At 72.9% G+C, this 22,723-nt stretch carries 21 protein-coding genes; 11 read left to right on the top strand and 10 right to left on the bottom strand.

The genetic code is table 11. From position 1 onward, the window contains the following. Positions 1-48 precede the first annotated feature (48 nt). On the top strand, positions 49-1,326 hold the full coding sequence (locus ABD332_RS32370) for a nitric oxide synthase oxygenase (RefSeq protein ID WP_344506137.1): 1,278 nt from the start codon (positions 49-51) through the stop codon (positions 1,324-1,326). A gap of 1,215 nt (positions 1,327-2,541) precedes the next feature. On the opposite strand, the gene rocD is transcribed toward ABD332_RS32370, so the two are convergent. The 3 genes from rocD to ABD332_RS32355 form a co-directional block, all read right to left on the bottom strand. Continuing rightward, the gene (gene rocD / locus ABD332_RS32365) at positions 2,542-3,753 is read right to left on the bottom strand and encodes an ornithine--oxo-acid transaminase (protein ID WP_344506136.1); all 1,212 of its coding nucleotides are present in this window, start codon (positions 3,751-3,753) and stop codon (positions 2,542-2,544) included. After that, positions 3,750-4,541, bottom strand: a complete 792-nt coding sequence (gene ddaH / locus ABD332_RS32360) for a dimethylargininase (protein ID WP_425552322.1) — start codon at positions 4,539-4,541, stop codon at positions 3,750-3,752. The genes rocD and ddaH overlap by 4 nt, the downstream gene beginning before the upstream one ends. A 248-nt stretch (positions 4,542-4,789) precedes the next feature. Then, positions 4,790-5,005: a hypothetical protein gene (locus ABD332_RS32355; RefSeq protein ID WP_344506134.1), complete on the bottom strand. Its 216-nt coding sequence runs from the start codon at positions 5,003-5,005 to the stop codon at positions 4,790-4,792. A 142-nt stretch (positions 5,006-5,147) separates the two neighbouring features. On the opposite strand from ABD332_RS32355, the gene ABD332_RS32350 reads away from it, so the two are divergent. From ABD332_RS32350 to ABD332_RS32335, 4 genes are read left to right on the top strand one after another with little or no spacing between them, the layout of a single operon-like run. Beyond that, positions 5,148-5,522 carry a hemerythrin domain-containing protein gene (locus ABD332_RS32350; protein ID WP_344506133.1) on the top strand — a complete coding sequence of 125 codons (375 nt, stop codon included), beginning with the start codon at positions 5,148-5,150 and terminating at the stop codon, positions 5,520-5,522. Positions 5,523-5,544: 22 nt separating this feature from the next. Further along, positions 5,545-6,144: a nucleotidyltransferase family protein gene (locus ABD332_RS32345; RefSeq protein ID WP_344506132.1), complete on the top strand. Its 600-nt coding sequence runs from the start codon at positions 5,545-5,547 to the stop codon at positions 6,142-6,144. Positions 6,145-6,154: 10 nt separating this feature from the next. Further along, positions 6,155-6,400: a hypothetical protein gene (locus ABD332_RS32340; protein WP_344506131.1), complete on the top strand. Its 246-nt coding sequence runs from the start codon at positions 6,155-6,157 to the stop codon at positions 6,398-6,400. Next, a complete protein-coding gene (locus ABD332_RS32335; protein WP_344506130.1) occupies positions 6,397-7,158 on the top strand; it encodes a metallophosphoesterase family protein in 762 nt (253 codons plus the stop codon). The genes ABD332_RS32340 and ABD332_RS32335 overlap by 4 nt, the downstream gene beginning before the upstream one ends. Positions 7,159-7,173: 15 nt before the next feature. Here the strand turns inward: ABD332_RS32335 and ABD332_RS32330 are convergent, their stop codons facing one another. Beyond that, positions 7,174-7,992, bottom strand: coding sequence for an RNA polymerase sigma factor SigF (locus ABD332_RS32330; RefSeq protein WP_344506129.1), 819 nt, complete (start codon positions 7,990-7,992; stop codon positions 7,174-7,176). 212 nt (positions 7,993-8,204) lie between these two features. After that, a complete protein-coding gene (locus ABD332_RS32325; RefSeq protein ID WP_425552321.1) occupies positions 8,205-9,464 on the bottom strand; it encodes a glycosyltransferase in 1,260 nt (419 codons plus the stop codon). Between the two features lie 244 nt (positions 9,465-9,708). Between ABD332_RS32325 and ABD332_RS32320 the strand changes: the two genes are divergently transcribed. After that, positions 9,709-12,219, top strand: a complete 2,511-nt coding sequence (locus tag ABD332_RS32320; RefSeq protein ID WP_344506127.1) for a SpoIIE family protein phosphatase — start codon at positions 9,709-9,711, stop codon at positions 12,217-12,219. A gap of 1,082 nt (positions 12,220-13,301) precedes the next feature. Here ABD332_RS32320 and ABD332_RS32315 read toward each other — a convergent pair. After that, a complete protein-coding gene (locus ABD332_RS32315) occupies positions 13,302-13,910 on the bottom strand; it encodes a hypothetical protein (protein WP_344506126.1) in 609 nt (202 codons plus the stop codon). 169 nt (positions 13,911-14,079) lie between these two features. Here ABD332_RS32315 and ABD332_RS32310 point away from each other — a divergent pair, with 169 nt between their 5' ends. Continuing rightward, a complete protein-coding gene (locus ABD332_RS32310) occupies positions 14,080-14,313 on the top strand; it encodes a hypothetical protein (protein WP_344506125.1) in 234 nt (77 codons plus the stop codon). Then, complete coding sequence (locus ABD332_RS32305) at positions 14,310-14,549, top strand: hypothetical protein (RefSeq protein WP_344506124.1); 240 nt, start codon at positions 14,310-14,312, stop codon at positions 14,547-14,549. The genes ABD332_RS32310 and ABD332_RS32305 overlap by 4 nt, the downstream gene beginning before the upstream one ends. Here ABD332_RS32305 and ABD332_RS32300 read toward each other — a convergent pair. Both ABD332_RS32300 and ABD332_RS32295 read right to left on the bottom strand, forming a co-directional pair. Next, entirely contained in the window at positions 14,518-14,925 is a 408-nt protein-coding gene (locus ABD332_RS32300) for a hypothetical protein (RefSeq protein ID WP_344506123.1), read from the bottom strand. The genes ABD332_RS32305 and ABD332_RS32300 overlap by 32 nt on opposite strands. Before the next feature lie 158 nt (positions 14,926-15,083). After that, positions 15,084-15,725, bottom strand: coding sequence for a hypothetical protein (locus ABD332_RS32295; protein WP_344506122.1), 642 nt, complete (start codon positions 15,723-15,725; stop codon positions 15,084-15,086). Positions 15,726-15,785: 60 nt separating this feature from the next. On the opposite strand from ABD332_RS32295, the gene ABD332_RS32290 reads away from it, so the two are divergent. From ABD332_RS32290 to ABD332_RS32280, 3 genes are all read left to right on the top strand, one after another. Then, positions 15,786-16,574 (top strand): phosphatase, encoded by a 789-nt coding sequence (locus ABD332_RS32290; RefSeq protein WP_344506121.1) that lies wholly within the window; start codon positions 15,786-15,788, stop codon positions 16,572-16,574. A gap of 115 nt (positions 16,575-16,689) precedes the next feature. Then, entirely contained in the window at positions 16,690-17,724 is a 1,035-nt protein-coding gene (locus ABD332_RS32285) for a S1 family peptidase (protein ID WP_344506120.1), read from the top strand. Between the two features lie 58 nt (positions 17,725-17,782). Beyond that, positions 17,783-20,884, top strand: a complete 3,102-nt coding sequence (locus tag ABD332_RS32280) for an AfsR/SARP family transcriptional regulator (RefSeq protein WP_344506119.1) — start codon at positions 17,783-17,785, stop codon at positions 20,882-20,884. Here ABD332_RS32280 and ABD332_RS32275 read toward each other — a convergent pair. Together ABD332_RS32275 and ABD332_RS32270 are read right to left on the bottom strand one after the other, a co-directional pair. Next, positions 20,866-21,657, bottom strand: coding sequence for an ABC transporter permease (locus tag ABD332_RS32275; protein ID WP_344506118.1), 792 nt, complete (start codon positions 21,655-21,657; stop codon positions 20,866-20,868). The two genes, ABD332_RS32280 and ABD332_RS32275, sit on opposite strands and share 19 nt — an antisense overlap. Then, positions 21,654-22,607 (bottom strand): ATP-binding cassette domain-containing protein, encoded by a 954-nt coding sequence (locus ABD332_RS32270; protein WP_344506117.1) that lies wholly within the window; start codon positions 22,605-22,607, stop codon positions 21,654-21,656. The genes ABD332_RS32275 and ABD332_RS32270 overlap by 4 nt, the downstream gene beginning before the upstream one ends. Positions 22,608-22,723: the final 116 nt, after the last annotated feature.

Genomic DNA, 22,723 nt, shown 5'->3' with positions numbered 1-22,723 from the left:
ATGAACTCCTTGCCGCGTCGGGACCCCCGTCGGCGTTGGGAGGCCAGTATGAGTGTGCCTGGATACCGTGACATGCCAGGTCAGCAGTGGGATCCGCGGCAGCCCGTGGATACCCGCGAGGCCGAGGACTTCCTCGACCTGTTCCACCGGGAGAACCCGCAGCGCGGCGACGTCCGGGAGCGCCTCGCCCGCGTCGTCGACGAGATCGCCGAGACGGGCACGTACACCCACACGTACGCCGAGCTGGTCTTCGGCTGCCGGGTGGCGTGGCGCAACGCGAGCCGCTGCATCGGCCGGCTCTACTGGCGCAGCCTCGTCGTGCGCGACCTGCGCAAGGTCGGCGCCCCCGACGAGATCTTCGAGGAGCTCGTCCGCCACCTCCGCCTCGCCGGCCAGCGCGAACGCAACGTGATCCGCCCCGTGATCTCCGTCTTCGCGCAGCACGTCCCCGGCCGCGCCTCCGCCCGGCTGTGGAACGAGCAGCTCATCCGGTACGCCGGCCATCGCGAGCCCGACGGCCTGATCACCGGCGACCCGCGCAACACCCAGTTCACCGAGACCCTGCAGCAGTACGGCTGGCGGGGCAAACCGGACAACCCCTTCGACGTGCTCCCCCTCGCCATCGAGGGCCCCGGCGGCGACGTCAACCTGTACGACCTGCCCGAGCACGCGGTCTGGGAGGTGCCGATCGAGCACCCGACGCTGCGCTGGTTCGCCGAGCTGGGCCTGCGCTGGCACGCCGTCCCGGCGATCGCCAACATGCGCCTCACCATCGGCGGCGTCGACTACCCCCTGGCCCCCTTCAACGGCTGGTACATGGGCACCGAGATCGGCGCCCGCAACCTCGCCGACCCCGACCGCTACAACCTGCTGCCGGTCATCGCCGAACGGATGGGCCTGGACACCAGCACCGAACGCTCCCTCTGGCGCGACGGCGCCCTCCTCGAACTCAACCGCGCCGTCCTGTGGTCCTTCGACCAGGCGGGCGCCCGCATCAGCGACCACCACTCCGAGTCGGAGCGCTTCCTCGCCCACATCGCCAGCGAGGAACGCGCCGGCCGCGAGGTCCCCGCCGACTGGTCCTGGATCGTCCCCCCGATGAGCGGCTCCACCACCGGCGTCTTCCACCGCTACTACCACGAGGCCGACCAGCGACCCGCCTTCTACCTGGACTCCGAGGCCCGCGACCTCGGCCGCCGCGGCCGCTCCCCGAACACCGCCGAGCCTTCTGAAGCCCCACCCTCATGCCCGTTCCACGAACCCACCCCACCCGCCACACCCCCCGAACCCCGCGGCTGGTTCGGCCGCCTCTTCCACCGCCCCTGATTCCCTATCGGGGATCGGCTGTCAAGGCCCGGCGTGACCGGGCTGGTTTCCGGTCGGAGGATCGTTGGTGGGGAAGGTTGCCTCGTTTGTCCGCGCCTTGTGCGCGTGACCTGTCATGCCCTGTGTGGGCTTGCTGAGGGGCCTTCCCCGCCTTGGTCTTGCTGCTGCGGCGTCGGCGTCGGACGTCCTCGGTCACGGTCCACTGCTCGGCGATGATGCTCTTGGCCTGCCTGGTCGGGGGTGACCGGTCGGCCGTCGGTGTCGCAGATGACATAGGGCATGCCGCGGTGCATGACGGTCCAGAGCCGTTCAACGAGCCGCCCGGCGACGACGCAGAGGGCTTTGAGGCATGACGTGAGCGGCAGCGCGGCGTGGGCGGCAGGATCAGGCGGCGTGACGCGCGTAAGACAGCCGCTGATGACGGCGCAGCCCGGCCGGCCGGAGGCGTCGCCCACCACTCCCCGTTGCACGGGCCCGACACGCCGGCCACCCCCACGCCAACACCGCGGCTGATTCGGTTGCCTCTTCCACCGCTCCTGACACCTGCAGCAGCGCCTCGCGCGGACGAGCAGCGCGACGCGGCCGAGCGACGCGGCCGAGCGACGCGGCCGAGCGACGCGGCCGAGCGACGCGGCATGACATGGGCGGCATGACATGGGCAAGACGCCTGACGACGGCTCGGCCCTGGCCAGGCTGGCGACGTCGTCCACCGCCCGCCCGCACCACGAGCCCGAACCGCCGGCCGCTGTGTCGCTGTGGCCGAACGGCGCCCTCGTCGGTGGTGCGGGACCCACTGCCAGTCCTGCACTGCGGCGGCAGGCACTCCGCATCGCGGCTGGGCCGGGCGTCGCTTCCGCCGCACCCGACCGCCTGCACCTTCCGCCGCACCTTCCGCCGCACCCGATCGCCCGCAGCGGTGCGTTGCGCCGTGGCGAGCAGCGCGCCGGGCTATCGCGCGACACGCGCGCGATACGCGTGAGGCGGCCGACGAGTGCTGCGGCGAGCCGCGGGGCGTCGTCCACTGCAGGCGGCGAAGTCGACGTGACGGCTCGACGGTCCCGGTGACTGCTTCCTAGACCGTACCAACAGCCACCTAATCGATCTCCAATCCGGTAAGCAGAACAGTACCCTCCGCAACAAGAAGGCCGCCCCAGGTCAGATGCGGACCGGGGGCGGCCTTGAAACAGCGCAGGAAAGCGCAGGGAAGCGCGGGTGTCAGGACTTCAGGACGGCGTGGAGGGCGTCGACGGCGACGTCCACGTCCTCCGCGGTCACGTGCAGCGGCGGGGCCAGGCGCAGGGTCGAGCCGTGGGTGTCCTTGGCCAGGACGCCGCGGGCCATGAGGGCCTCGCAGGCCTGGCGGCCGGTCATCAGGGCGGGGTCGATGTCGATGCCGGCCCACAGGCCGCGGCCGCGGACGGCGGTCAGGCCGTGGCCGACCAGGGCGTTGAGCCGCTCGTGCAGGTGGGCGCCGACGGTCCGCGCGTTCGCCTGGAACTCGCCGGTGTTCAGCAGCGCGATGACGGCACGGGCGACGGCGCACGCGAGGGGGTTGCCGCCGAACGTGGAGCCGTGCTCGCCGGGGCGCAGCACGCCCAGGATGTCGTGCGAGGCGGCGACCGCCGACACGGGCACGATGCCGCCGCCGAGGGCCTTGCCCAGCACGTACATGTCGGGGACGACCGGCGACGAGGCGAAGGTCGAACCGGTCCGGCCCAGGCCCGACTGGACCTCGTCCGCGATGAACAGCACGTTCTTCACGGTGCACACGTCGCGCACGCCGGGCAGGTAGTCCGGTGGCGGGACGAGGACGCCGGCCTCGCCCTGGATGGGTTCGATGAGCACGGCGACGGTGGTGTCGTCGATCGCCGACGTGAGGGCGTCCAGGTCGCCGTACGGCACGATCCGGAACCCGGGCGTGTAGGGGCCGTAGTCGGCGCGCGCGTCGGGGTCGGTGGAGAAGCTGATGATCGTGGTGGTGCGGCCGTGGAAGTTGTCGGCGGCCACGACGATGGTGGCCTGGCCGTCGGGGACGCCCTTGACCTTGTAGCCCCACTTGCGGGCCACCTTGATCGCGGTCTCGACGGCCTCGGCGCCGGTGTTCATCGGCAGGACGAGGTCCTTGCCGCACAGCGCGGCCAGCTCCTCGCAGAAGGGGCCGAACTGGTCGTGCACGAACGCGCGGCTGGTCAGCGTGATCCGGTCCAGCTGGGCGTGTGCGGCGGCGATGAGCGCCGGGTGGCGGTGGCCGAAGTTGAGCGCGGAGTAGCCGGCGAGGCAGTCCAGGTAGCGGCGGCCGTCGACGTCGGTGACCCAGGCGCCCTCACCGGAGGCGATGACGACGGGCAGCGGGTGGTAGTTGTGCGCGGTCCAGCGCTCGGCCTGGTCCAGGAAGGGGCCGGTCGACGAGGAAACAGCGGTGGTCATGCGCGCACCTCCAACGTGCAGCACTTCGGGCCGCCGCCGGCCTTGTGCAGTTCGGACACGTCGACTGGCACCGGCTGGAACCCTTTCGACGCTAGCTCCCGCGCGAGGCGGGTGGCGGCGGATGGCAGGACGACCCGGTGGCCGTCGCTGACGGCGTTCAGGCCGAGGACGGCGGCGTCGTCGGCGGTCGCGATGACGGCTTCGGGGTACAGGCGGCGCAGCACCGCCTGGCTGCCCGGCGAGAACGCGCCCGGGTAGTAGGCGACATTGGTCGGCGACAGGACGGTCAGCGCCGTGTCGAGGTGGTAGTAGCGCGGGTCGACGAGCTGCAGGGTGATCACCGGCCGCCCGAAGAGTTCCTGCGCCTCGGCATGCGCGGCGAGCTCGGTGCGCAGGCCGGTGCCGGCGAGGAGGTGCTCGCCGGCGAGGAGGATGTCGCCTTCGCCCTCGTTGATGCTCTTCGCCGGGTGGACCTGGAACCCGTTGCGCTCGAACCAGGCGAGGTAGGCGGGGCCTTCGTCGGCGCGCTCCGGGTGGCGGAACTGCGCGCCGTAGACGACCCCGTCGACGACGGTGGCGCCGTTGGCGGCGAAGACCATGTCGGGCAGGCCGGGCACCGGGTCGATGAGGTCGACGGTGTGGCCGAGCGACAGGTAGAGCTCGTGCAGCCGGGTCCATTGCGCGACGGCGAGGTCGGCGTCGACGGGCGCGGTCGGGTCCATCCAGGGATTGATCGCGTAGTCAACGGCGAAGTGCGTAGGTCGACACATCAGGTAGCGACGGCTCATGCGATCCAACGTAGGCGCCGCCCGCCCGGCGTTCCATTGCGGAAAGCTGCTTCTTGCCGGCGTTTTCCTGTCTTGTACCGCGATCAGACGGCGATTCGTTGCGCCCAGAACCAAGCGGGACCCGAACGGGACCCGTGCCGGGTGGCCGGGACGGGCAGCCGGCACGCAACCGCGCAGCCGCGCAGCCGCCGCCCCGCACCCGGCGCGCAACCGCGCAGCCACCGCCCCACACCCGGCACGCAACCGGCTCAGCGCAGCTCGCGCCAGTCGCCGGGCTGGGCGAGCAGGCCGGAGACGCAGTCCATCGCCGGCTCTTCGGCGTCGAACTCGTAGGTGCGGGAGCGTCCGTCGGCGCCGCCTTCCCGCGACTCGACCCACCAGTGGCCGGCGTCCTCGAAGAGATAGACGTCGCGGCGGGCGAGCCGCCCCCAGGTGCCGTTCCACCAGTGCTTCCTGCGCTCCATGAGGAGACATTCGAACACACGTACCAAGGCAGATGGAAGCCCGCCCCGCTGAAATCGATCAGGTCTGCTTCGTGACGGTTAGCCGGGTGGCGGGCAGGGTACGCCAACGCATGCCTGTGCCACGGAATCTGGGGAGCTGACCATGGAGCAGGACCTCATCGGCCTGCTGGTCGGCGAACACCGCCGGCTCGAGTCGCTGTTCGCCGAGATCGAGACCGCGCGGTCGCCGGCCGCCCGCCGGAGCGCGCTGGACGCCGCCGTCACGATGCTGGCCTCCCACACGGCGACCGAGGAGCGGCTGCTGCACGCGCACCTGCCGGCGGAGCTCGCCGACTACGAGGCGGCCGAGCACCGGCGCATCGGCGAGCTCGTGGCGCGACTGACGGAGCTCAACGACGTGGATCCCGCGTTCGGGATGCTGCTGGCGGCGCTCCTGGAGGCGGTGCGGGAGCACGTACAGGAGGAGGAGACCGAACTCTTCCCGCGGCTGCCGCAATCGGTGCGTGTGACGGAATGACCAGACGGGTAAGCCGTTCTGCATGGCAGTTCCGGAGGACAGGCAGCCGCTGATCGCGACGCTGAAACGTGCGGCGTTCCACTTGAAGGACGCCGGCATCCCGTTCTGCCTGGCCGGCAGTTTCGCCGTGTACGCGCGGGGAGGCGAGTCCGTCGACCACGACATCGACTTCCTCATCAAGGCCGAGGACGCGGAGCGGGTCCTGACGGCGCTGGCGGAGGTCGGGTTCCGCGGCGAGGTGCCGCCCGAGGGCTGGCTGGTGAAGGCCTGGGACTCGGTGGAGAACGAGGACAACCTCATCGACTTCATCTTCTGCCCGGTGCAGCGGCCGGTCACCGACGCGACGCTCGCCGACACCGACGTGATCGCCGTCAACGCGTGCCACATGCCGGTGCTGTCCGCGACCGAGCTGATGATCCACAAGGTTCTGACGTGGTCGGCGCACTACTGCGACTACGCGCGCGGGCTGCCGGTCGCGCGGTCGCTGCGGGAGCAGATCGACTGGCCGCGGGTGTACCGGGAAACGGCCCACTCGCCGTACGCGCATGCTTTCCTGTTCTTGATCGACCGCCTCGGCGTCATGTCGCTGGACGAGACCAGCGCCCTCGCCGCTTCCCTGTGAGGAGGCACTCGTGATCATCGACCAGCACGTCGAGAGCGAGCTGCACCAGCTGCTCATCGAGGACGCCCGCATCGCCGAGCAGGGCATCCGGGTGGTCCGCACCGAGGACGGGGTCAGCCTCGTCGGTGAGGTGGAGAGCGCCGAACGCCGCGACCTGATCTGCCAGGTCGTCCACGAGACGTTCCCGGACCTGCCGGTGCACTGCAACATCGGGCTCACCAGGGTCAACGAGCCGCAGGACGTGGAGGAGCTATGACGTTCGACGAAGGCAGTGTCAATGGCAGTGTCAGAGTCGCCGCGGTCGGCGACGTCCACCTCGACGCGGACGTCCTCGGCCGGTACCGGCCAGCGCTGGAGCACATCGGCGACAAGGCCGACATGCTGCTGCTCGCCGGTGACCTGACCCGGCATGGCACCGCCGACGAGGCGCACTGCGTCGCGGAGGAGTTCGGCGGCCTGGCCGTGCCGGTGATCGCGATCCTCGGCAACCACGACCACCACTGCGACCAGCCGGCCGAGGTGACGAAGGTCCTGGAGGACGGCGGGATCACCGTCCTGGAGTGCTCCGGCACGGTCCTGGACGTGGACGGCGTGCGGGTCGGGGTCGCCGGCACGAAGGGCTTCGGCGGCGGGTTCGCGGGCGCGTGCGCCAGCGAGTTCGGCGAGCCCGAGATGAAGGCGTTCACCCGGCACAGCCGCGAGCTGGCCGAGCGGTTCGGAGCCGCACTGTCGGCGTTGGACGCTGATGTACGGATAGCGCTCACCCACTATTCGCCGGTCCCCGAGACACTGCTGGGTGAGCCGCTGGAGATCTACCCGTTCCTCGGGTCGTACCTGCTCGCGCAGGCGATCGACGCGACACCTGGGGTCGGGCTGGCCGTGCACGGGCACGCGCACGCGGGGTCGGAGCGGGGGACGACGCCAGGCGGGGTGCCCGTCCGCAACGTCGCCCACCCGGTCATCAAGCAGGCCTACAACGTGTACCAGCTGTCGTCGGTACTGACGCCCGCCTAGCTCCCGGGAGGGGCGTCACAGCGGCGTGACCAGTGCGCCCCTCAGGTGGGCCAGGGCGTGGGCGAGCAGGCGCGACACGTGCATCTGCGAGATGCCGAGCCGGTCGGCGATCTGCGTCTGTGTCATGTTGCCGAAGAACCGCATCGCGATGATCTTCTGCTCGCGCTCCGGCAGCTCCGCGATCAGCGGCCGCAGCGACTCGCGGTCGTCGACGGCCTCCAGGTCGCGGTCCATGCCGCCGAGCAGGTCGGCGAGCTCGGGGCCGGCCTCCTCGTTGCCGGTCGGCGCGTTGATGGACAGCGCTCGGTACGCGTGCCCGGACTCGATGCCCTCGATGACGTCCTCCTCGCTGACGCCGAGCTTCTCCGCGAGGTCCGCGACGGTCGGCGAGCGGCCGAGCCGTTGCGCGAGGTCACCGGACACCTTGGAGATCTCCAGCCGCAGCTCCTGCAGCCGGCGGGGCACCCGGACGTCCCAGCCCTTGTCGCGGAAGTGCCGCTTGAGCTCACCGACGATCATCGGGATGGCGTAGCTGGTGAACACGACGCCACGCGTCGGGTCGTAGCCGTCGACGGACTTGATGAGCCCGACGTTGGCGACCTGGGTCAGGTCGTCGAGGGGTTCGCCGCGGTTGCGGAACCGGCGGGCGAGGTACTCGGCGAGCGGCAGGTGCAGCTCGATGACCCTGGCCCGGATCCGGTCGTGGTCGGCGCCGCCGGCGGGCAGCTCGCTCAGCAGCGCGAGCAGTGCGCGCGCTTCGGTCTCGAGGTCCTTGTGGTTGGCGCGGTGGCGGGCGCGGGGCCGCGGGGCGGGGCGGTGGACGGTGGCGGTCATGGGGGAACCCCCTGCCTGCTGCCGCGATCCGTCCGCCCTTGGGTGCGGGCAGCGGTCACGGGAGAGATTTCGCCGGCAGACGCCCTGGTCTCGAACGTCCGGCGCGCAACCCGGCACGGCGACCGCGACTGGTTTGACGGTCGAGCCAATCAGCCGTTCAGCTGATGTTGCGGGTCATACAAACGTACGCCTGTCGCCCTGTGATGACAAGGCTACGAAGAGACGTCGGTGAGGGCCTCGTCGTCGGCGTCCGCGTCGCTGTCGGCGTCGCCGGTGCCGCTCTGCCCGGTCACCGCCCGGTAGATCCGCTCGACGTCGGTCGCGGTGCGTTCCCAGGTGTACCGGGAGCGAACCCGGTCGATCGCGGCGCTGGCGTAGCTCATCCGGCGCACCTCGTCGCCGAGGAGCCCGCGCAGCGCGGACGCCATCGCCGGCACGTCCCGCGCCGGCACCAGCAGCCCGGTGACGTTGTCGATGACGCTCTCGCCGATGCCGCCGACCTCGTACGCGACGACCGGCACACCGCAGGACATCGCCTCCAGGGGCGTGAGGCCGAACGGCTCGTACCACGGCGCGCAGGCGAGCACGTCGGCGGAGCGGTACCAGCTGGGCAGGTCCTGTTGAGCGACGGCACCGATGAGCCTGACCCGGTCGCCGACCCCGAACCGGTCGGCGAGCTCCATCAGGCGGCGGGCCTCGGGGTCGCGGTGGATCCGGTCCGGTGCGGGCCCGCCGACGACGACGAGCTCCGCGCCGGGGACCCGGCGCAGCGCCTCGACCAGGTCCGCGAAGCCCTTGCGCGGCACGAGCGGCCCGACGCTGAGGATGCGGCGCATGCCGGGGCGCAGGTGGTCGGCGCGGGGACCGCTCGGCGCGAACACCTCCCCGTCGACGCCGGACGGCACGACCACGGTGTCGGACCGGCGGATGCCCATCCGGCCGAGCTCGACGACCTCGTCCTCGCACTGCGCGACGACCCGGTCGACCATCGTGCCGAGGGTCCGCTCCAGGCCGATCCGCGCCTCGGGGCTGGCGTCGCGGTCCTTCAGCATGCGCCGCTTGACCGTGCCGAGCCCGTGGTACGTCTGCACGACCGGGATCCGGTGCTCCGCCGTCGCGGTCAGGGCGGCCAGGCCGCTGAGCCAGAAGTGGGCGTGGATCACGTCGGGGCGGGTCGCGTCGCCGCGCCAGTGGGCGGCGAGCCATCGCCCGAAGTCGCCGACGTGCGGCAGCAGCGCGTCCGCCGGCAGCTCCTCGACGGGGCCGGCCGGCACGTGCTCCACGGTGAACCCGGCGCCCGTCATGACGACGTCGTCGGGGGCGGCGGCGTCCCGGCGGGTGTAGACCCGCACGTCGTGCCCGCGGCGCCCGAGGGCCTCGGCGAGGGCGGTGACGTGGGTGTGCTGGCCGCCCGTGCCCGAGGTACCGAGCGCCAGGGGGCTCGCGTGTACGGACACGATCGCGATCCTCAAGCCGCACCCGCCCGCGGCGAAGACGCCTGTTGCACTGCGCGCACCTCCACGTGGCCGACCGTGCTGACCTGCCAACGCCCCTACCCTGGCCGGTTGGTGGTAAACATCAACGGTCGAGTCGCAACCGGCTCGGGTGACTTCTAGGTCGGCTGCACGTTCAACTGCACAGGACCGGGATGTGGAGGGCATGGTGGCCAAGCCGTCGGGCACAGGTCGGCCGGGTGCGTCGACGCCGTCTGACGGCGTGGGCACCTCGACGCCTGAGGACACCGCGCCGTCTCGGGCGGCCTCGGCGCCGGCCGGTGGTGCTGATGGTGGCAGTGCCGAGCCGGCGGAGGCCCTCGCCGCGCTCGTCGCCAAGCTGCGGGCCGAGCTCACCGGCGTCCGCACCGCCATGCGGAACCGGGCCGTCATCGAGCAGGCCAAGGGGGTGCTCGTAGAGCGGCTCGGCGTCAGCCCCGACCAGGGGTTCGACCAGCTGGTCCGGCTGTCGCAGCGCACCAACATCAAGCTGATCGAGGTCGCCGCCGCGATCGTCGGCACCACCTCGCCCGACCCGGACGCCCCCGATGTGGTGAATCTCATCGACGACGAGCTGCGTCAGCACGTCGCGCGCAGCCGTACCCGTACCGCGGCACCCTCCGGCGTCCCCGCACCGGCCGCGGAGAAGCCCCGCCGGCGGGCCAGCCGCTCCCCCGAGGTCGAGGCGCTGCAGTCCCAGCACCAGCTGCTCAGCGCCCGGATCGCGGCCGCCCGCGGCTACGACGAGATCGCCGAGGTCCTCGGCACCGCGCCGACCGCGTGGCCCGCCCCCACCTCGATCATGATCACGCTGCTCGACCCGGACGGCGCGCAACGCGGCGTCGGTGCGTTCGGCATCCCCGGCGAGGTCCGCAGCCGCTGGTCCCGGATCCCCCCGGACCCGGCGCTGCCGCTCGTCGTCGCCGTCCAGGACGTCGAGACGATCTGGCTCGTCGGCGGCGAGGAGGTCACCCGCCGGTTCCCGGTGATGGACCAGCTGCCGTTCAACGGCGACACCGTCCTCGCCTCGCCGCTCATCTCCGGCGAGCGGGTGCTCGGCGCCATCATCATGAGCTGGGCCGAGGGCCTCCCCGACGGCGACGAGCTGCGGCGGTACGTGGCGGCCCTGCTCGAACCCGTCGCGCGGCAGGTCGACGCGCTCATCGGCGACGAGATCGCCAGCGCCTGGTTCCACGTCGAGGGCGAGGAGAGCGCGCAGGCCGCCCCGGCGCAGGTGTGGCTGCCGACCGTCGTCGACGTCCTGCACAACCCCGCCGCACTGCTGTCCCCGGTGACCGTCGACGGCCAGCTGGTGGACTTCCGCGTCGAGTACGCCAACGTCATGGCCAGGCAGGTCCTCGCCACCGCCCGGGTCGACCCCGACGAGGCGACGCTGCTCGCCGCCTACCCGACGCTCGGCAGCGCCACCCTGCTGCCGGAGTTCGCCCGCATGCTCCAGGACGGCCAGCCCCGCCGGCTGGAAGGCCTGCGGGCCGACCCGCGGGCGGACGGCGTGCCGACCACACAGTCGATCTCCATGCACGCCGTGCGCCTGTGGGACCGGGTGTTCGCGGTGTGGCGGATCGCGACCGAGGCCGACCTCCTGTACGACCAGCTCCTGCAGGCCGAGCGGATCGCCGGCGTCGGCTCGTTCTGCTGGGAGCTGCGCGACCCCGAGCCGCGCTGCTCACCGGAGCTGATCCGGCTCTTCCACGGCGGCCGTGACGCCGCCCGCGTCCCCGTCGACGAGCTCACCGCCAGCGTGCACGCCGACGACCTCCTGGCCGTCCAGGACGCCGTCCGCCGCACCGTCGTGGAGGGCAAGCACCTGCTCGCCGAGGTCCGCGGCGCCGGCCGGGTCAACGGCCGCCGCCTGCGCCTCACCGCCGAGCCGCTCTTCGACGACACCGGCAACGTCACCGCCGTGCGCGGCACCGTCCAGGACGTCACCGAGGAGCGCGCCATCGAGGCCCGCCTCCGCCGCGCCGAGGAGGCCCTGGCCGCGCAGCGGCACCGGGTCGCCGACGAGCGCCGCGCCGCCCAGGCCCTGCAGAAGGCGCTCCTGCCCACCGACCCCGAGCTCGGCCACATGGAAGGCGTCGAGATCTGCGGCCACTGCCGCTCCCCCGAACGCGTCGGCACCGTCGACGGCGACTGGTTCGACGCCACCTCCCTCCCCGACGGCGGCACGATCCTCGTCCTCGGCGACGTCGACGACCGCGGCCTGTCCTCCATGACGACGGCGGCGAGGCTCCGGTACGCGGTACGCGCCTACGCGGCCCTGGACATGACCCCCGGCGACATCCTCAGCGCCGTCAACGGGATGCTCTGCGCGATGGAGGTCGAGCACACCGCCTGCCTCGTCGTGGCCCGCTACTCCCCCACGACCCGCGAGCTCCGCTGGGCCGCCGCGGGCCAGGTCGCCCCCATCCGCTACACCGCCACCGGCCAGGGCACCGTGCTGTCAGGCCCCCTCGGCCTCCCCCTGGGCGAGGTCACCGAGATGCGCTACTCCGACACGACCGTGACGCTCGAGCCGGGCGACCGCGTCCTGCTCTACACCGGCGGCCAGGCCCGCGTCGACCGCCGCCGCGGCGGCGGCCTCGACCTCGTCCGCCGAGCCGGCGAACACATCGACCTGTCCAACTTCGACGCCGTCGTCACCCACCTCGTCACCAGCCTCAACATCCCCGACGACGAAGACGTCTGCGCCATGCTCGTGCACGTCCCCTGACCCACCTGGGACGCTTGTGCTCACATGGTGATACTGCGCTGGACGGGGGTTTGGGCGGGCGGGAGAATGTGGGAGGCGGCTATCGGGGGGAGGCAGCCTGTGCCACGACCATGTTTTTCGCTGGAAGCACCGGGCGCGGGGTCGTTGTGCCCGACCACCCGCGTCCCCACGCAGGCCGCACTGCTCGCCGCCCAGGCCGCCCGCCTCGCCACGCGGGCCTGTGAGTCCGCCCGCCGCCGCACGGACCGCCACCGCGCCAAGGCGGAGTTCGCGGCGGCTCGCGCACACGGCCTGGCCGCCCGCCACACCACGAAGCTGACCCGCCTGCGCAACGCCCGCGAGCCGGCCGCCGCAACCCCCTCCCCGACCATCCCGCCGCCGACAAGCCGCCCAACCGCGCCGCCCCCAGCACCTCCCACCACCCCGGACCCGCCAGCCACCACGCCGACAAGCAGCCCCCAGCCCCAATCCCCGCCGCCGCAACTGCCGCAGCCCATCCAGCACGCCCGAAGCCACCACCCACCGGACCGACACCACCGCCAACGAGTCGCCCGACCACGCCGCCCCTCAGCGCCAATCCGCCGGCCACCACGTCAACCCCAACAACAAGCAGCCGCGCCGTGCGCTACCGCACCACCCCAGCGCCTCCCGCCGCCCCGAACCCGCCGACCGCCGCGCTCACACCATGGACAAGCAGCCGCCCAGCTCCAAACCCCGCCGCCGCGACAGCCGCAGTCCTTCCCGCGCCTCCGAAGCCACCACCCACCGGGCCGACGCCACCGCCGACAAGTCGCCCGACCGCACCTCCCACCACCCCGAATCCGCCGGCCGCCACGCCCACGCCGCCGACGAGCGGGCGCCCGGCTCCGATCTCCACCAACTTCCCGGCTGTCCCGGGACTCCCAAAGCCGCCACTACCCAGCGCCGGGTCTCGGTCGTCCGGGAGTCGCGGCACCCATCCACACCTCGAGCCGCTGACGTCCGCCGGCGGCCGCGTGCTCCGCCATGCGTGGCGGGGGCCGCTGCTTGCCTCCGTCTCAGGTCGCGGGGGTGGCTCGTCCGCGTCGTGGTCTGGGGCGGGGTCAGGGGGTTCGGGAGTCCCAGGTCCAGGGGAGGTTGAGGTTGTCGAAGCGGCCCAGGGCGTCTCGGTGGCGGGCGGAGATGACGATGCGGTCGGGGCCGAGGTGGGCGAGGAGGTCGTCGTCGCCGTAGTAGCGGGTGTCCGGGGACGGCCAGTGCCACAGCGGGTCGTCCAGTTCGCGGAGGCGGAGCTGGACCTGGCGGAGGCCGTCGGGGTCCGGGGACAGGCAGACGAAGCCGTGCAGCGGGGTGTACGTGGCCTCGTAGACAGCGGCGTACACGAGAAATCTCGACAACGGCAGGCCGGTCTCGATCGTGTCGCTCTCCACGACGAGCGGGTCGGTGGGGCCGGGGGCGTACGAGTACCAGTCGTCGGTGCCGGACCAGAAGCGGACCAGGCCGGCGGACTCCGTGAGGTCGGCGGGGGCGAGCATCACGTGGTCGCGGCTCAACGGCAGGGAGTAGCGGGACGCGACGCGGTGCCAGTCGGCGAGCGCGGCGGGCAGGCCGGGCGGCAGGTCGAGGTCGCGGCGGGGGCGGTCGGGCAGGCCGTACCAGCGGGAGACGAAGCGGCCGAGGCTGTCGTCGGCGATCACGTCGAGCTCGTACACGCCCCAAATCATGCCCTGTGACCCACCGTTGCCCGTTCGCGACCAAAGCCCGGACGGCGGCTCGGCGGGGCGGTCGAGGCCGGGGCCGGGGCCGGGGCCGGGGCCGGCAGGACGCGAACACGAAGGCGACCGACACGGCGGCGGCGACCTGGGCAAGACCACCGAGGCGATGAAGACCGGCGCGATCGACGCCTTCTTCTTCTCCGGCGGCCTGCCCACCGGCGGCGTCACCGACCTGTCCACCACCAGCGCCGACAAGGTCCAGCTGCGCGGCCTTCCTCCGGAGCGGGATGCACGATGCCGGCGCGGACGCCCGCGGTGCGCGGCCGAGTGGGTGGGAACGCCCTCGACGGGCGCTGGTCCATGCGAGAGCGGCGCAGCGGACGGCGCGGTCAGGGAATGAGGGTTGTGGCGGGGCGTCAACGGGCAGCAGCGTCAACGGGCAGCAGCGTCAACGGGCAGCAGCTCGCCGACCTGCCGGCGGCGGGCCGCCGCGTCAACAGCGGCGGCGTCAACAGCGGCGGCGTCAACAGCGGCGGCGTCAACAGCGGCGGCGTCAACAGCGTCAACGGGCAGCGGCGTCAACGGGCGGCGGCGGGCGGGGGCGTCAACGGGCGGCGGCGCGGTGGTGGGCGATGATCGTGGACAGGGCGGTCTGGATCTCGCGGGCGGCCAGCTCGGCGCGGCGGAGGGACGCCAGGTCCTCGGCGTCCGCGGGGTAGAACGTCAGGCGGCCGTCCTCGTGCAGGGTCATCGGCACGTCGAGCCGGTCCAGGATCGCGGTGAGCAGCTCCTGGCCGTGGCGCAGCGTCGCGGCGGACCGGCGCAGGGCATCGGCGGTCGCGGCGGCAGCGGTCGGTGCGGCGCCGGTCGCGTCGGCGGTCGCGCGGCGGGAGTCATGCAGCCGCAGCGCCGCCTCGCGCATCGCCCGCCAGTCGCCGCGGACCCGCCACACGTCGTCGACCGTGACCGCAGCGGCCGTCGCGCCGCCGGCCGGAAGAGCCGTGACCGTCACCGCCGCACCTCCAACCGGAAGAGCCACCACAACCGCCGCCGACCGGAAGCCACCAGCTGGAGACCGCCGGACGCCGGGCAGCGCCGTCATGGCACCAACCGTAAGAGCCGCCCGGCACCCACCGGAAGCAAGATCTTCTTCCTGTGGATAAACCCCGGCTACTCGGCCCGGTCCTGCATCTCCCACAGGTGGTCCAGCACGTGCCAGGCGTAGCGGCGGGTGGCGTAGCGGCTGGTCCAGCCGTTGTCGGTGAGCGCCGAGCCGTCACTGGGGCGGCCCAGGACGGTGAGGATGTCCTCACGGAGCGCGGCGATCGCCTCCGTGTCGGTGATCGCCGGCTGCGGATGCTTGATGCCGATCTTGCGACCGTACCCGGCCTCGGCGCCGACGACGTGGTCGATCATCTTGTCGCGGTCCCGGCCGCCGCCGCGCGGGCCCTTGCGCAGCGAGGCGGGGGCGGTCGCGGAGAACGCCCCGAACGCCGCCCACGCGGCGGTGAGCAGCTTCTTCTGCCGGGTCGCGACGGCCCGGGAGACCGCGCGGCCGTCGGCGTCGGGGTGGGCGTCGGGGACGCCGAACTGGGTGGCGGAGGTCCCCGGGCACCGTTCGACGACCTTGAACGTCGGCGAGGCGGGGAACGAGTAGCCGGCCGCCGTCGCGATCGGCTCGTACCGCGCGCCGTACGCCGCGAGGGCCTCCAGCGCGTCGTCCTCGGTCTTCGCGAAGCGGCCCCAGCCCGGCCAGTCCAGGCAAGCCGCGAACACCTTCTTGTCGGTCACCTCGAGATACACGTCGGCCATGACTGTGACCTTAAGCCGCATTCCTCGGCGCCGCAGGGGTGCTTGCATACCATGGGTCACATGCCTGAGCTCGTGAGTTATCTTCGTGACGCACTTCTTGCCGGCGATGTCGAGACCACCCGGGCATCCAACCACGGCAACGCCGCGGCGTTCGCCGACGGACACGAGGGCTACCTGTTCGGCCTGCCGCCGCTGAAGACCTGGACGCTCGCCGAGGTGCTCGGCGTGATGGCCGAGCGGGTCGGCATCGACCCGGACCCGGAGCGGTCGACGGGCACGGACGTGATCGACCCGTACAAGACGGTGGCCGCGCTGGACAGGATGCGTGACCGGTTGCGGGAGGCGGCGCACCGCAAGGAACGCGTCCTGGTGGCGTCCGGCCACCCGGCCGGGATCGTCGAGGTGCACCTGGCGGTCGTGGTGGCGCTGCGCGCCGCGGGGTGCGAGATCCTGACCCCGGCGGCGGGCGCCCCGTTCGCGAGGCCGGGCCGGTATGACGGCCGCGAGTTCCCCCTCGCCGTGCGGTACATCGGCGGCGTGGCCATGGGCGCGGAGCGGGGCATCGCGATGTGGCACACGCACTCCCCGGACGGGATGCGGGAGATGCTGGGCGAGCTGGAGCGCACCGGACAACCCATGCCGGACCTGGTGTTCGCCGACCACGGGTTCGCCGGCGCGGCCGCCGCGGCGGGGCTCGACGTGGTGTCGTTCGCCGACAGCAACGACCCGGCGCTGTTCGTGGGCGAGGCCGAGGGGCGGGTCTCGGTGACGGTGCCCATCGACGACAACGTCCAGCCGCACCTATATGGGCCAATCAGCGCATACCTGCTAGAAGGGATAGCCGCTTAGTGATATGACACGGGTGCTATGGGGCAATTTGGACGAGATTCTTGTGCGCCTCCCCTGCCGATGACAGCATCGGTCGCGGCCGATATTCATCGGTACCGATACAGGGGAGGCTCACGTGAGACTCACAAGGTCCAGACTCCGTAGCGCCGCGGTCATCGCCGCGGGCACCGCCCTCGTCGCAGGCTCGGTCCTCATGCCGTCGCCGGCCCAGGCCGCGCCGCTCGGCAGCACCGACGCGCTCGTCTCGCAGCTCGGGCTCGCCACCGCCGGCTCGTACTGGGACGCCCAGCTCGGCAAGATGGTCGTCACCGTCACCGACGCCAACACCGCCAAGAGCGTCGAGGCGACCGGCGCCGTCGCCCGCAAGGTGAAGCACAGCGGCGTCGAACTGGCCCGCATCACCTCGACGCTCGACGCGAAGGTCTCCATCCCGGGCACCGCCTGGGCCGTCGACCCGGTCGCCAACCAGGTGGTCGTCTCCATCGACCCGACGGTGTCGCCCGAGCACGTCAAGACGATCGAGGCGACCGTCGCGTCGCTCGGCAGCGGCGCGAAGATCGAGCGGCTCCCCGGTGAGCTGCGGCCGACCATCTCCGGCGGCCAGGCGATCTACGCCGGCGGCTCCCGGTGCTCGCTCGGCTTCAACGTGGTCAGCGGCAGCACGTACTACTTCCTGACCGCGGGCCACTGCACCAACATCGGCGCGACCTGGACGACCAGCAGCGGCTCCGTCCTGGGCACCCGGACCGGCACCAGCTTCCCCGGCAACGACTACGGCATCGTCCGGTACGCCGCGGGTGTCGCCCACCCCGGCAACGTGTCGCTGTACAACGGCTCGTTCCAGGACATCACGGCCGCGGGCAACGCGACCGTCGGCCAGTCGGTGCGCCGCAGCGGCTCCACCACCGGCGTGCGCAGCGGGTCCGTGACGCAGCTCAACGCGACCGTCACGTACTCGCAGGGCCAGGTCAGCGGCCTGATCCGCACCACGGTCTGCGCCGAGCCCGGTGACAGCGGCGGCTCGCTGTTCGCGGGATCGATCGCGCTGGGTCTCACGTCCGGCGGCAGCGGCAACTGCAGCAGCGGCGGCGTCACGTACTTCCAGCCGGTCACCGAGCCGCTGAGCGTGTACGGCGTCAGCGTGTACTAAAGCACCCCGGGAAAAGCCCTGTGCCGCCCTCCACCCGGAGGGTGGCACAGTGGTGCGCATGCGGGTGGGCATGCGGGTCGGCATTCTGGGGCCGTTGACGGTCGACGTCGGCGGGCAGCCGGTCGACGTCGGCGGCGCCAGGCTCCGGACGCTGCTGATCCGGCTCGCCTGCGAGCCCGGCCGGCTCGTGTCCGTGGAGCAGATCGCGGTCGCGCTGTGGCCCGACGCCACCCCCACCGACCCCGCGAACGCCGTGCAGTCCCTCGTGTCGCGGCTGCGCAAGACCCTCGGCGGCGACCCGGCGCTGGTGTCCGGCACCGGCGGGTACAAGCTGGACCTCGCCCTCGACGACGTCGACGCCTACCGGTTCGAGCGGCTCGCCGCGGCCGGCAAGGCGCAGCTGCGTGACGGCGACCCGGCCGGCGCCGCGACGCTGCTCGCCGAGGCCCTCGACCTGTGGCGGGGCCCGCCGGCCGTCGACGACGCGCTCGCCGCCCGCTGGGAGGAGCTTCGGCTCGCCGCGACCGAGGACCACGTCGAGGCCGCCGGCCCGCGCGCACCCGGGCTGGTGGCGCGGCTGCGGGAGCTCACCGCCGCCCACCCGCTGCGGGAACGGCTCGCCGCCCACCTGGTCGAGGCGCTGCACGCCGAGGGCCGCCGCGCGGAGGCCCTCGCCGCGTTCGAGGAGTGCCGGCACCACCTCGCCGAGGAGCTCGGCGTCGACCCGTCGCCGCGGCTGCGCCGGGCGCACCTGCGGGCCCTCACCGACCGCCCCGCCGGCAACCTCCGCACCCCGTTGACCAGCTTCGTCGGCCGCGACGACGACGTCGACCGGCTGGGCACGCAGGTCCTCGACCGCCGGCTCGTCACGCTGGTCGGGCCCGGCGGCGCCGGCAAGACCCGGCTGGCGACGACGGTCGCCGCCCAGGACCCGCACGCCGCGTGGCTGGTCGAGCTCGCGCCCGTCGCCGAGGCCGCCGACGTGCCGGCCGCGGTCCTGCGCGCCCTGGACACCGGCGGGCAGCTCGAGCCGCCGCAGGTCGCCCGCCGCCTCGACGTCCCCGGCCGGATCGCGGAGCTGCTCGCGCCGACCGACGCGCTGCTCGTGCTCGACAACTGCGAGCACGTCGTGGCGGCCGCCGCCGCGCTCACCGAGGACCTGCTCGGCCGCTGCCCGAAGCTGCGCGTCCTGGCGACCAGCCGCGAGCCGCTCGGCATCCTCGGCGAGTCGCTGTTCCCCGTCGGGCCCCTCGCGGCGGACGCGGCGGTGCGGCTGCTGCGGGACCGTGCCGAGGCGGTGCGGCCCGGGTTCGAGGTGACACCGGCCGCGGCGGAGATCTGCCGCCGGCTCGACGGGCTGCCCCTCGCGATCGAGCTCGCCGCCGCCAGGCTGCGGTCGTTCACCGCGGAGCAGCTCGCCGCCCGCCTCGACGACCGGTTCCGGCTGCTGACCGGCGGTAGCCGCACCGCGCTGCCGCGGCACCGGACCCTGCACGCGGTCGTGGCCTGGAGCTGGGACCTCCTGGAGGAGCCGGAGCGCGAGTTCAGCGCCGCCATCGCGGTGTTCCCCGGCACGTTCGACGCCGAGGCCGCAGCGGCGGCGGCAGGTGTACCGGATGCCGAGCCGCTCCTGGACGCCCTGGTCGACCGTTCGCTGCTCCAGGTCCTCAACGACGGCACGGCGGGCGACACCGTCCGGTACCGGATGCTGGAGACGATCCGGGAGTTCGCGCTCGACGAGCTGGCCCGGGCCGGCCGGGCCGGACAGGTCAGGTCGGCGCACGCCGCGCACTTCCTCGCGCTCGCCGAGCGGGCCGAGCCGCACCTGAGGACAGCGGCGCAGGTCGACTGGCTGGCCCGGCTCCGCCCGGAGCGGGCGAACCTGCACGCGGCCGTCACCCACGTCTGCGACAGCGGCGACGCCGTCACCGCGTTCCGGCTCGGGGCGGCGTGCGCCTGGTTCTGGACGTTCGAGGACAACCACGCGGAGGCCGCGGCCCTGCTCGGCCGGATCCTCGCCGTCCCGGGCCAGGACCCGGCCGAGGTGCCGCTGGACGCGCGCACCGTCGTCTTCGCCGTGTACGTCATCAACAGCGGCTTCGCCGGGGACTTCCAGTACGCCGAAGGGCTCCTCGACGACCTCATCGCCCTGGCCGCGCGGGTGCCGCCGGGCACCGGCCACCCGTTCGTGTCCCTCGTCGAGCCGGTCGTGATGATGTTCCGCGACGACAGCGGCAACGGCGAGGCCGCGATCCAGCGCCGCCTCGCCGCGCCGGTCGAGCCGTGGTCGCGGGGCATGCTGCTGTCGATCCTCGGCCACCTGCGGGAGAACGACGGCGACATCGCCGGCATGCTCACCGCGCAGGAGGCGGCGGCGGTCGCGTTCCGGGAGGTCGGCGAGCGGTGGGGGCTGTCGATGACGCTCGCGTCGATCGCCGACGCGCGGGCCCGCCGCGGCGACCACCCGACCGCCGCGGCGCTGTTCGCCGAGTCGATCGAGCTGCATCACCAGCTCGGCGTGCACACCAGCGAGGCGTACCAGCGGATCCGGCTCGCCGCGCTGCGCCGCCACATCGACGGCCCCGCCGCGGCCCGCGCCGAGCTGCTCCGCTTCACCGAGGACCCGACGGTGCTGCCCCGGGACGCGTCCCACGCGCTGCTGGAGCTCGGCCACCTGGCCCGCCACGACGGGGACCTCGACGAGGCGGAGCGCTGCTACACGACCGCGTGGCGCAAGCAGGAGCACTCGCCGCTGGTCGCACCGCAGTACCAGGCGATCCTGCTGATCGGCCGGGCGCGGCTCGACCTGGCGCGCGGGGACCTGCCGGCGGCCCGGGAACGGCTGTCGGAGGCCCTTTCGCTGGCCGTACCGGCGAGAGACATGCCTGTCGTGGCACAGGTCGCGATCGGGTGCTCGGCGCTCGCCGCCGCCGCGGGGCTGCCGGTGACCGCCGCCGAGCTGCTCGGGGTGGCCCGCGCGATCGGCGGCGGCGACGACCTGTCCAACGCGGACCTGCCGCTGCAGGCGGCGGCGCTGCGCGAGGCCCTCGGCGACGCCGCGTTCGACGACGCCGTGCGCCGCGGCGCGGAGATGGACCGCGCCGCGGCGATGTCGCTGATCTCGGACCCCGCGCCGGCGGTTCAGGCCTTGCGGCGGTAGGCGCGGACGGCGAGCGGCGCGAAGACCGCCAGGATGCCCACCGACCACAGCAGGGTCTTGACCACGGCGTCGAGCACCGGCCCGCCGACCATCAGCCCGCGGGCCGCCTGCATCGCGTCGGCGACCGGGTTGACCTTCACCCACGCCTGCAGCCAGCCGGGGAGCGTGTTCGTCGGCACGAGCACGTTGGTGCCGAAGGTCAGCGGGAACATGATCACGAAGCCGAGGCCCTGTACCGCGCCGGGCTCCCTGACCAGCATGCCGAGCAGCACGAACATCCAGCTGAAGCTGAACGCCATGAACATCACCAGCAGGCACCCGGCCAGGACGGCCAGGGCGTTGGTCCCGAAGCGGAAGCCCAGGGCGTACCCGAAGCCGAGCATCACCACGATCGACACCACGAACCGGATCATGTCGCCGAGCACGCCGCCGATGAGGGGCGCGGACCGCCCGATCGGCAGGCTGCGGAACCGGTCGAACACGCCGGTCTTGATGTCGGTGTTGAGGCTGACGCCGGTCGGCGCCGACGCGAAGAGCACGTTCTGCACCAGCAGCGCCGGCAGCAGGAACTGCAGGTAGTCGTGCCGGGAGCCGGCGATGGCGCCGCCCAGCAGGTACACGAACAGGACGATGAAGATGATCGGCTGGAGCGTCACGTCGAGCAGCTGCTCAGGGGTGCGCATCGTCTTGATGAGGCTGCGCCGCGCCATCACCAGGCTGTGCCTGACCAGGCCGAACGGCCGTCCCGGCACCGCGGCCGTGAGCGTCGTCATGCCGCCACCTCCTGCTTCCTGTCCGTGCCCCGGGTGAGCGTGAAGAAGACCTCGTCGAGGCTCGGCAGGTGCAGGGACAGCTCGATGACGTCGATGCCGGCCTCCTCCAGCCGGCGGACCACGGTGCCGAGCGCTTTGGCGTCGTCGACCGGCACCGACAGCACGCCGCGCCCCCGCGACTCGACCCGGCCCTTCGAGATCGCCCCGAGGACCGCCTCGACCGTGTCGAGGTGCGCCGGGTCGGCCGGGCGGACGCTGATCGTCTGGCCGCCGACGATGTGCTTGAGCTGCGCCGGCGTGCCGTGCGCGATGACCTTGCCGTGGTCGATCACGGAGATCTCGTCGGCGAGCGCGTCGGCCTCCTCCAGGTACTGCGTGGTCAGCAGCACCGTGGTGCCCTCCCGCACCTGCGCCCGGACCATGTTCCACACGTCCTCGCGCTTCGCCGGGTCGAGGCCGGTGGTCGGCTCGTCCAGGTAGACGATCGCCGGCCGGCCCACCAGGCTCGCGGCCAGGTCGAGCCGGCGCCGCATGCCACCGGAGTACGTCTTGACCGGCCGGTCGGCGGCCTCGCTGAGGTCGAACTCGGCGAGCAGGTGGGCCGCGCGGCTCTTCGCGTCGCGTCGGCGCAGGTCCAGCAGCTGGCCGATGAGGACCAGGTTCTCGGTCCCGGTCAGGTCCTCGTCGACGGAGGCGAACTGCCCGGTCAGCCCGCTGATGCGGCGGACCTCGGCGGGGCGCTTGACGACGTCGTGCCCGCCGACGACCGCGGTGCCCGCGTCGGGGCGCAGCAGGGTGGCGAGGATGCGCACGGCGGTGGTCTTGCCGGCGCCGTTGGGTCCGAGGACCCCGAGCACGGTGCCCGGCTCGGCGGCGAGGTCCACGCCCGCGAGGGCGGTGGTGCTGCCGAAGCGCTTGACCAGGCCGGTGGCCTGGAAAGCGAAGGTCATGGTGGTGTTCCCCCTTTGGTGTGTCCTCCGCCAGGGTGCCTGACGCCGCTGTCATTTCGCGCACATCCGCCTGTCCCGTCGCGCACGGCGATCAGGTGTGGTACTAATTCCTACTA

This window comes from Dactylosporangium maewongense, from assembly GCF_039531485.1.
GTDB lineage: Bacteria > Actinomycetota > Actinomycetes > Mycobacteriales > Micromonosporaceae > Dactylosporangium > Dactylosporangium maewongense.
Note: the sequence above shows the minus strand (reverse complement) of the source record. Positions and strands in the feature narration are given on the sequence as shown.

Bases quoted from the DNA above. Each gene is read 5' to 3' on its own strand.
- ABD332_RS32355 (WP_344506134.1), bottom strand. From the start codon at position 5,005: ATGGAGCGCAGGAAGCACTGGTGGAACGGCACCTGGGGGCGGCTCGCC.
- ABD332_RS32330 (WP_344506129.1), bottom strand. From the start codon at position 7,992: ATGACCGCCACCGTCCACCGCCCCGCCCCGCGGCCCCGCGCCCGCCAC.
- ABD332_RS32270 (WP_344506117.1), bottom strand. From the start codon at position 22,607: ATGACCTTCGCTTTCCAGGCCACCGGCCTGGTCAAGCGCTTCGGCAGC.
- ABD332_RS32345 (WP_344506132.1), top strand. From the start codon at position 5,545: ATGGCAGTTCCGGAGGACAGGCAGCCGCTGATCGCGACGCTGAAACGT.
- ABD332_RS32335 (WP_344506130.1), top strand. From the start codon at position 6,397: ATGACGTTCGACGAAGGCAGTGTCAATGGCAGTGTCAGAGTCGCCGCG.
- ABD332_RS32370 (WP_344506137.1), top strand. From the start codon at position 49: ATGAGTGTGCCTGGATACCGTGACATGCCAGGTCAGCAGTGGGATCCG.
- ABD332_RS32275 (WP_344506118.1), bottom strand. From the start codon at position 21,657: ATGACGACGCTCACGGCCGCGGTGCCGGGACGGCCGTTCGGCCTGGTC.
- ABD332_RS32280 (WP_344506119.1), top strand. From the start codon at position 17,783: ATGCGGGTGGGCATGCGGGTCGGCATTCTGGGGCCGTTGACGGTCGAC.
- rocD (WP_344506136.1), bottom strand. From the start codon at position 3,753: ATGACCACCGCTGTTTCCTCGTCGACCGGCCCCTTCCTGGACCAGGCC.
- ABD332_RS32295 (WP_344506122.1), bottom strand. From the start codon at position 15,725: ATGGCCGACGTGTATCTCGAGGTGACCGACAAGAAGGTGTTCGCGGCT.
- ABD332_RS32310 (WP_344506125.1), top strand. From the start codon at position 14,080: ATGAAGACCGGCGCGATCGACGCCTTCTTCTTCTCCGGCGGCCTGCCC.
- ABD332_RS32305 (WP_344506124.1), top strand. From the start codon at position 14,310: ATGAGGGTTGTGGCGGGGCGTCAACGGGCAGCAGCGTCAACGGGCAGC.
- ddaH (WP_425552322.1), bottom strand. From the start codon at position 4,541: ATGAGCCGTCGCTACCTGATGTGTCGACCTACGCACTTCGCCGTTGAC.
- ABD332_RS32290 (WP_344506121.1), top strand. From the start codon at position 15,786: ATGCCTGAGCTCGTGAGTTATCTTCGTGACGCACTTCTTGCCGGCGAT.
- ABD332_RS32350 (WP_344506133.1), top strand. From the start codon at position 5,148: ATGGAGCAGGACCTCATCGGCCTGCTGGTCGGCGAACACCGCCGGCTC.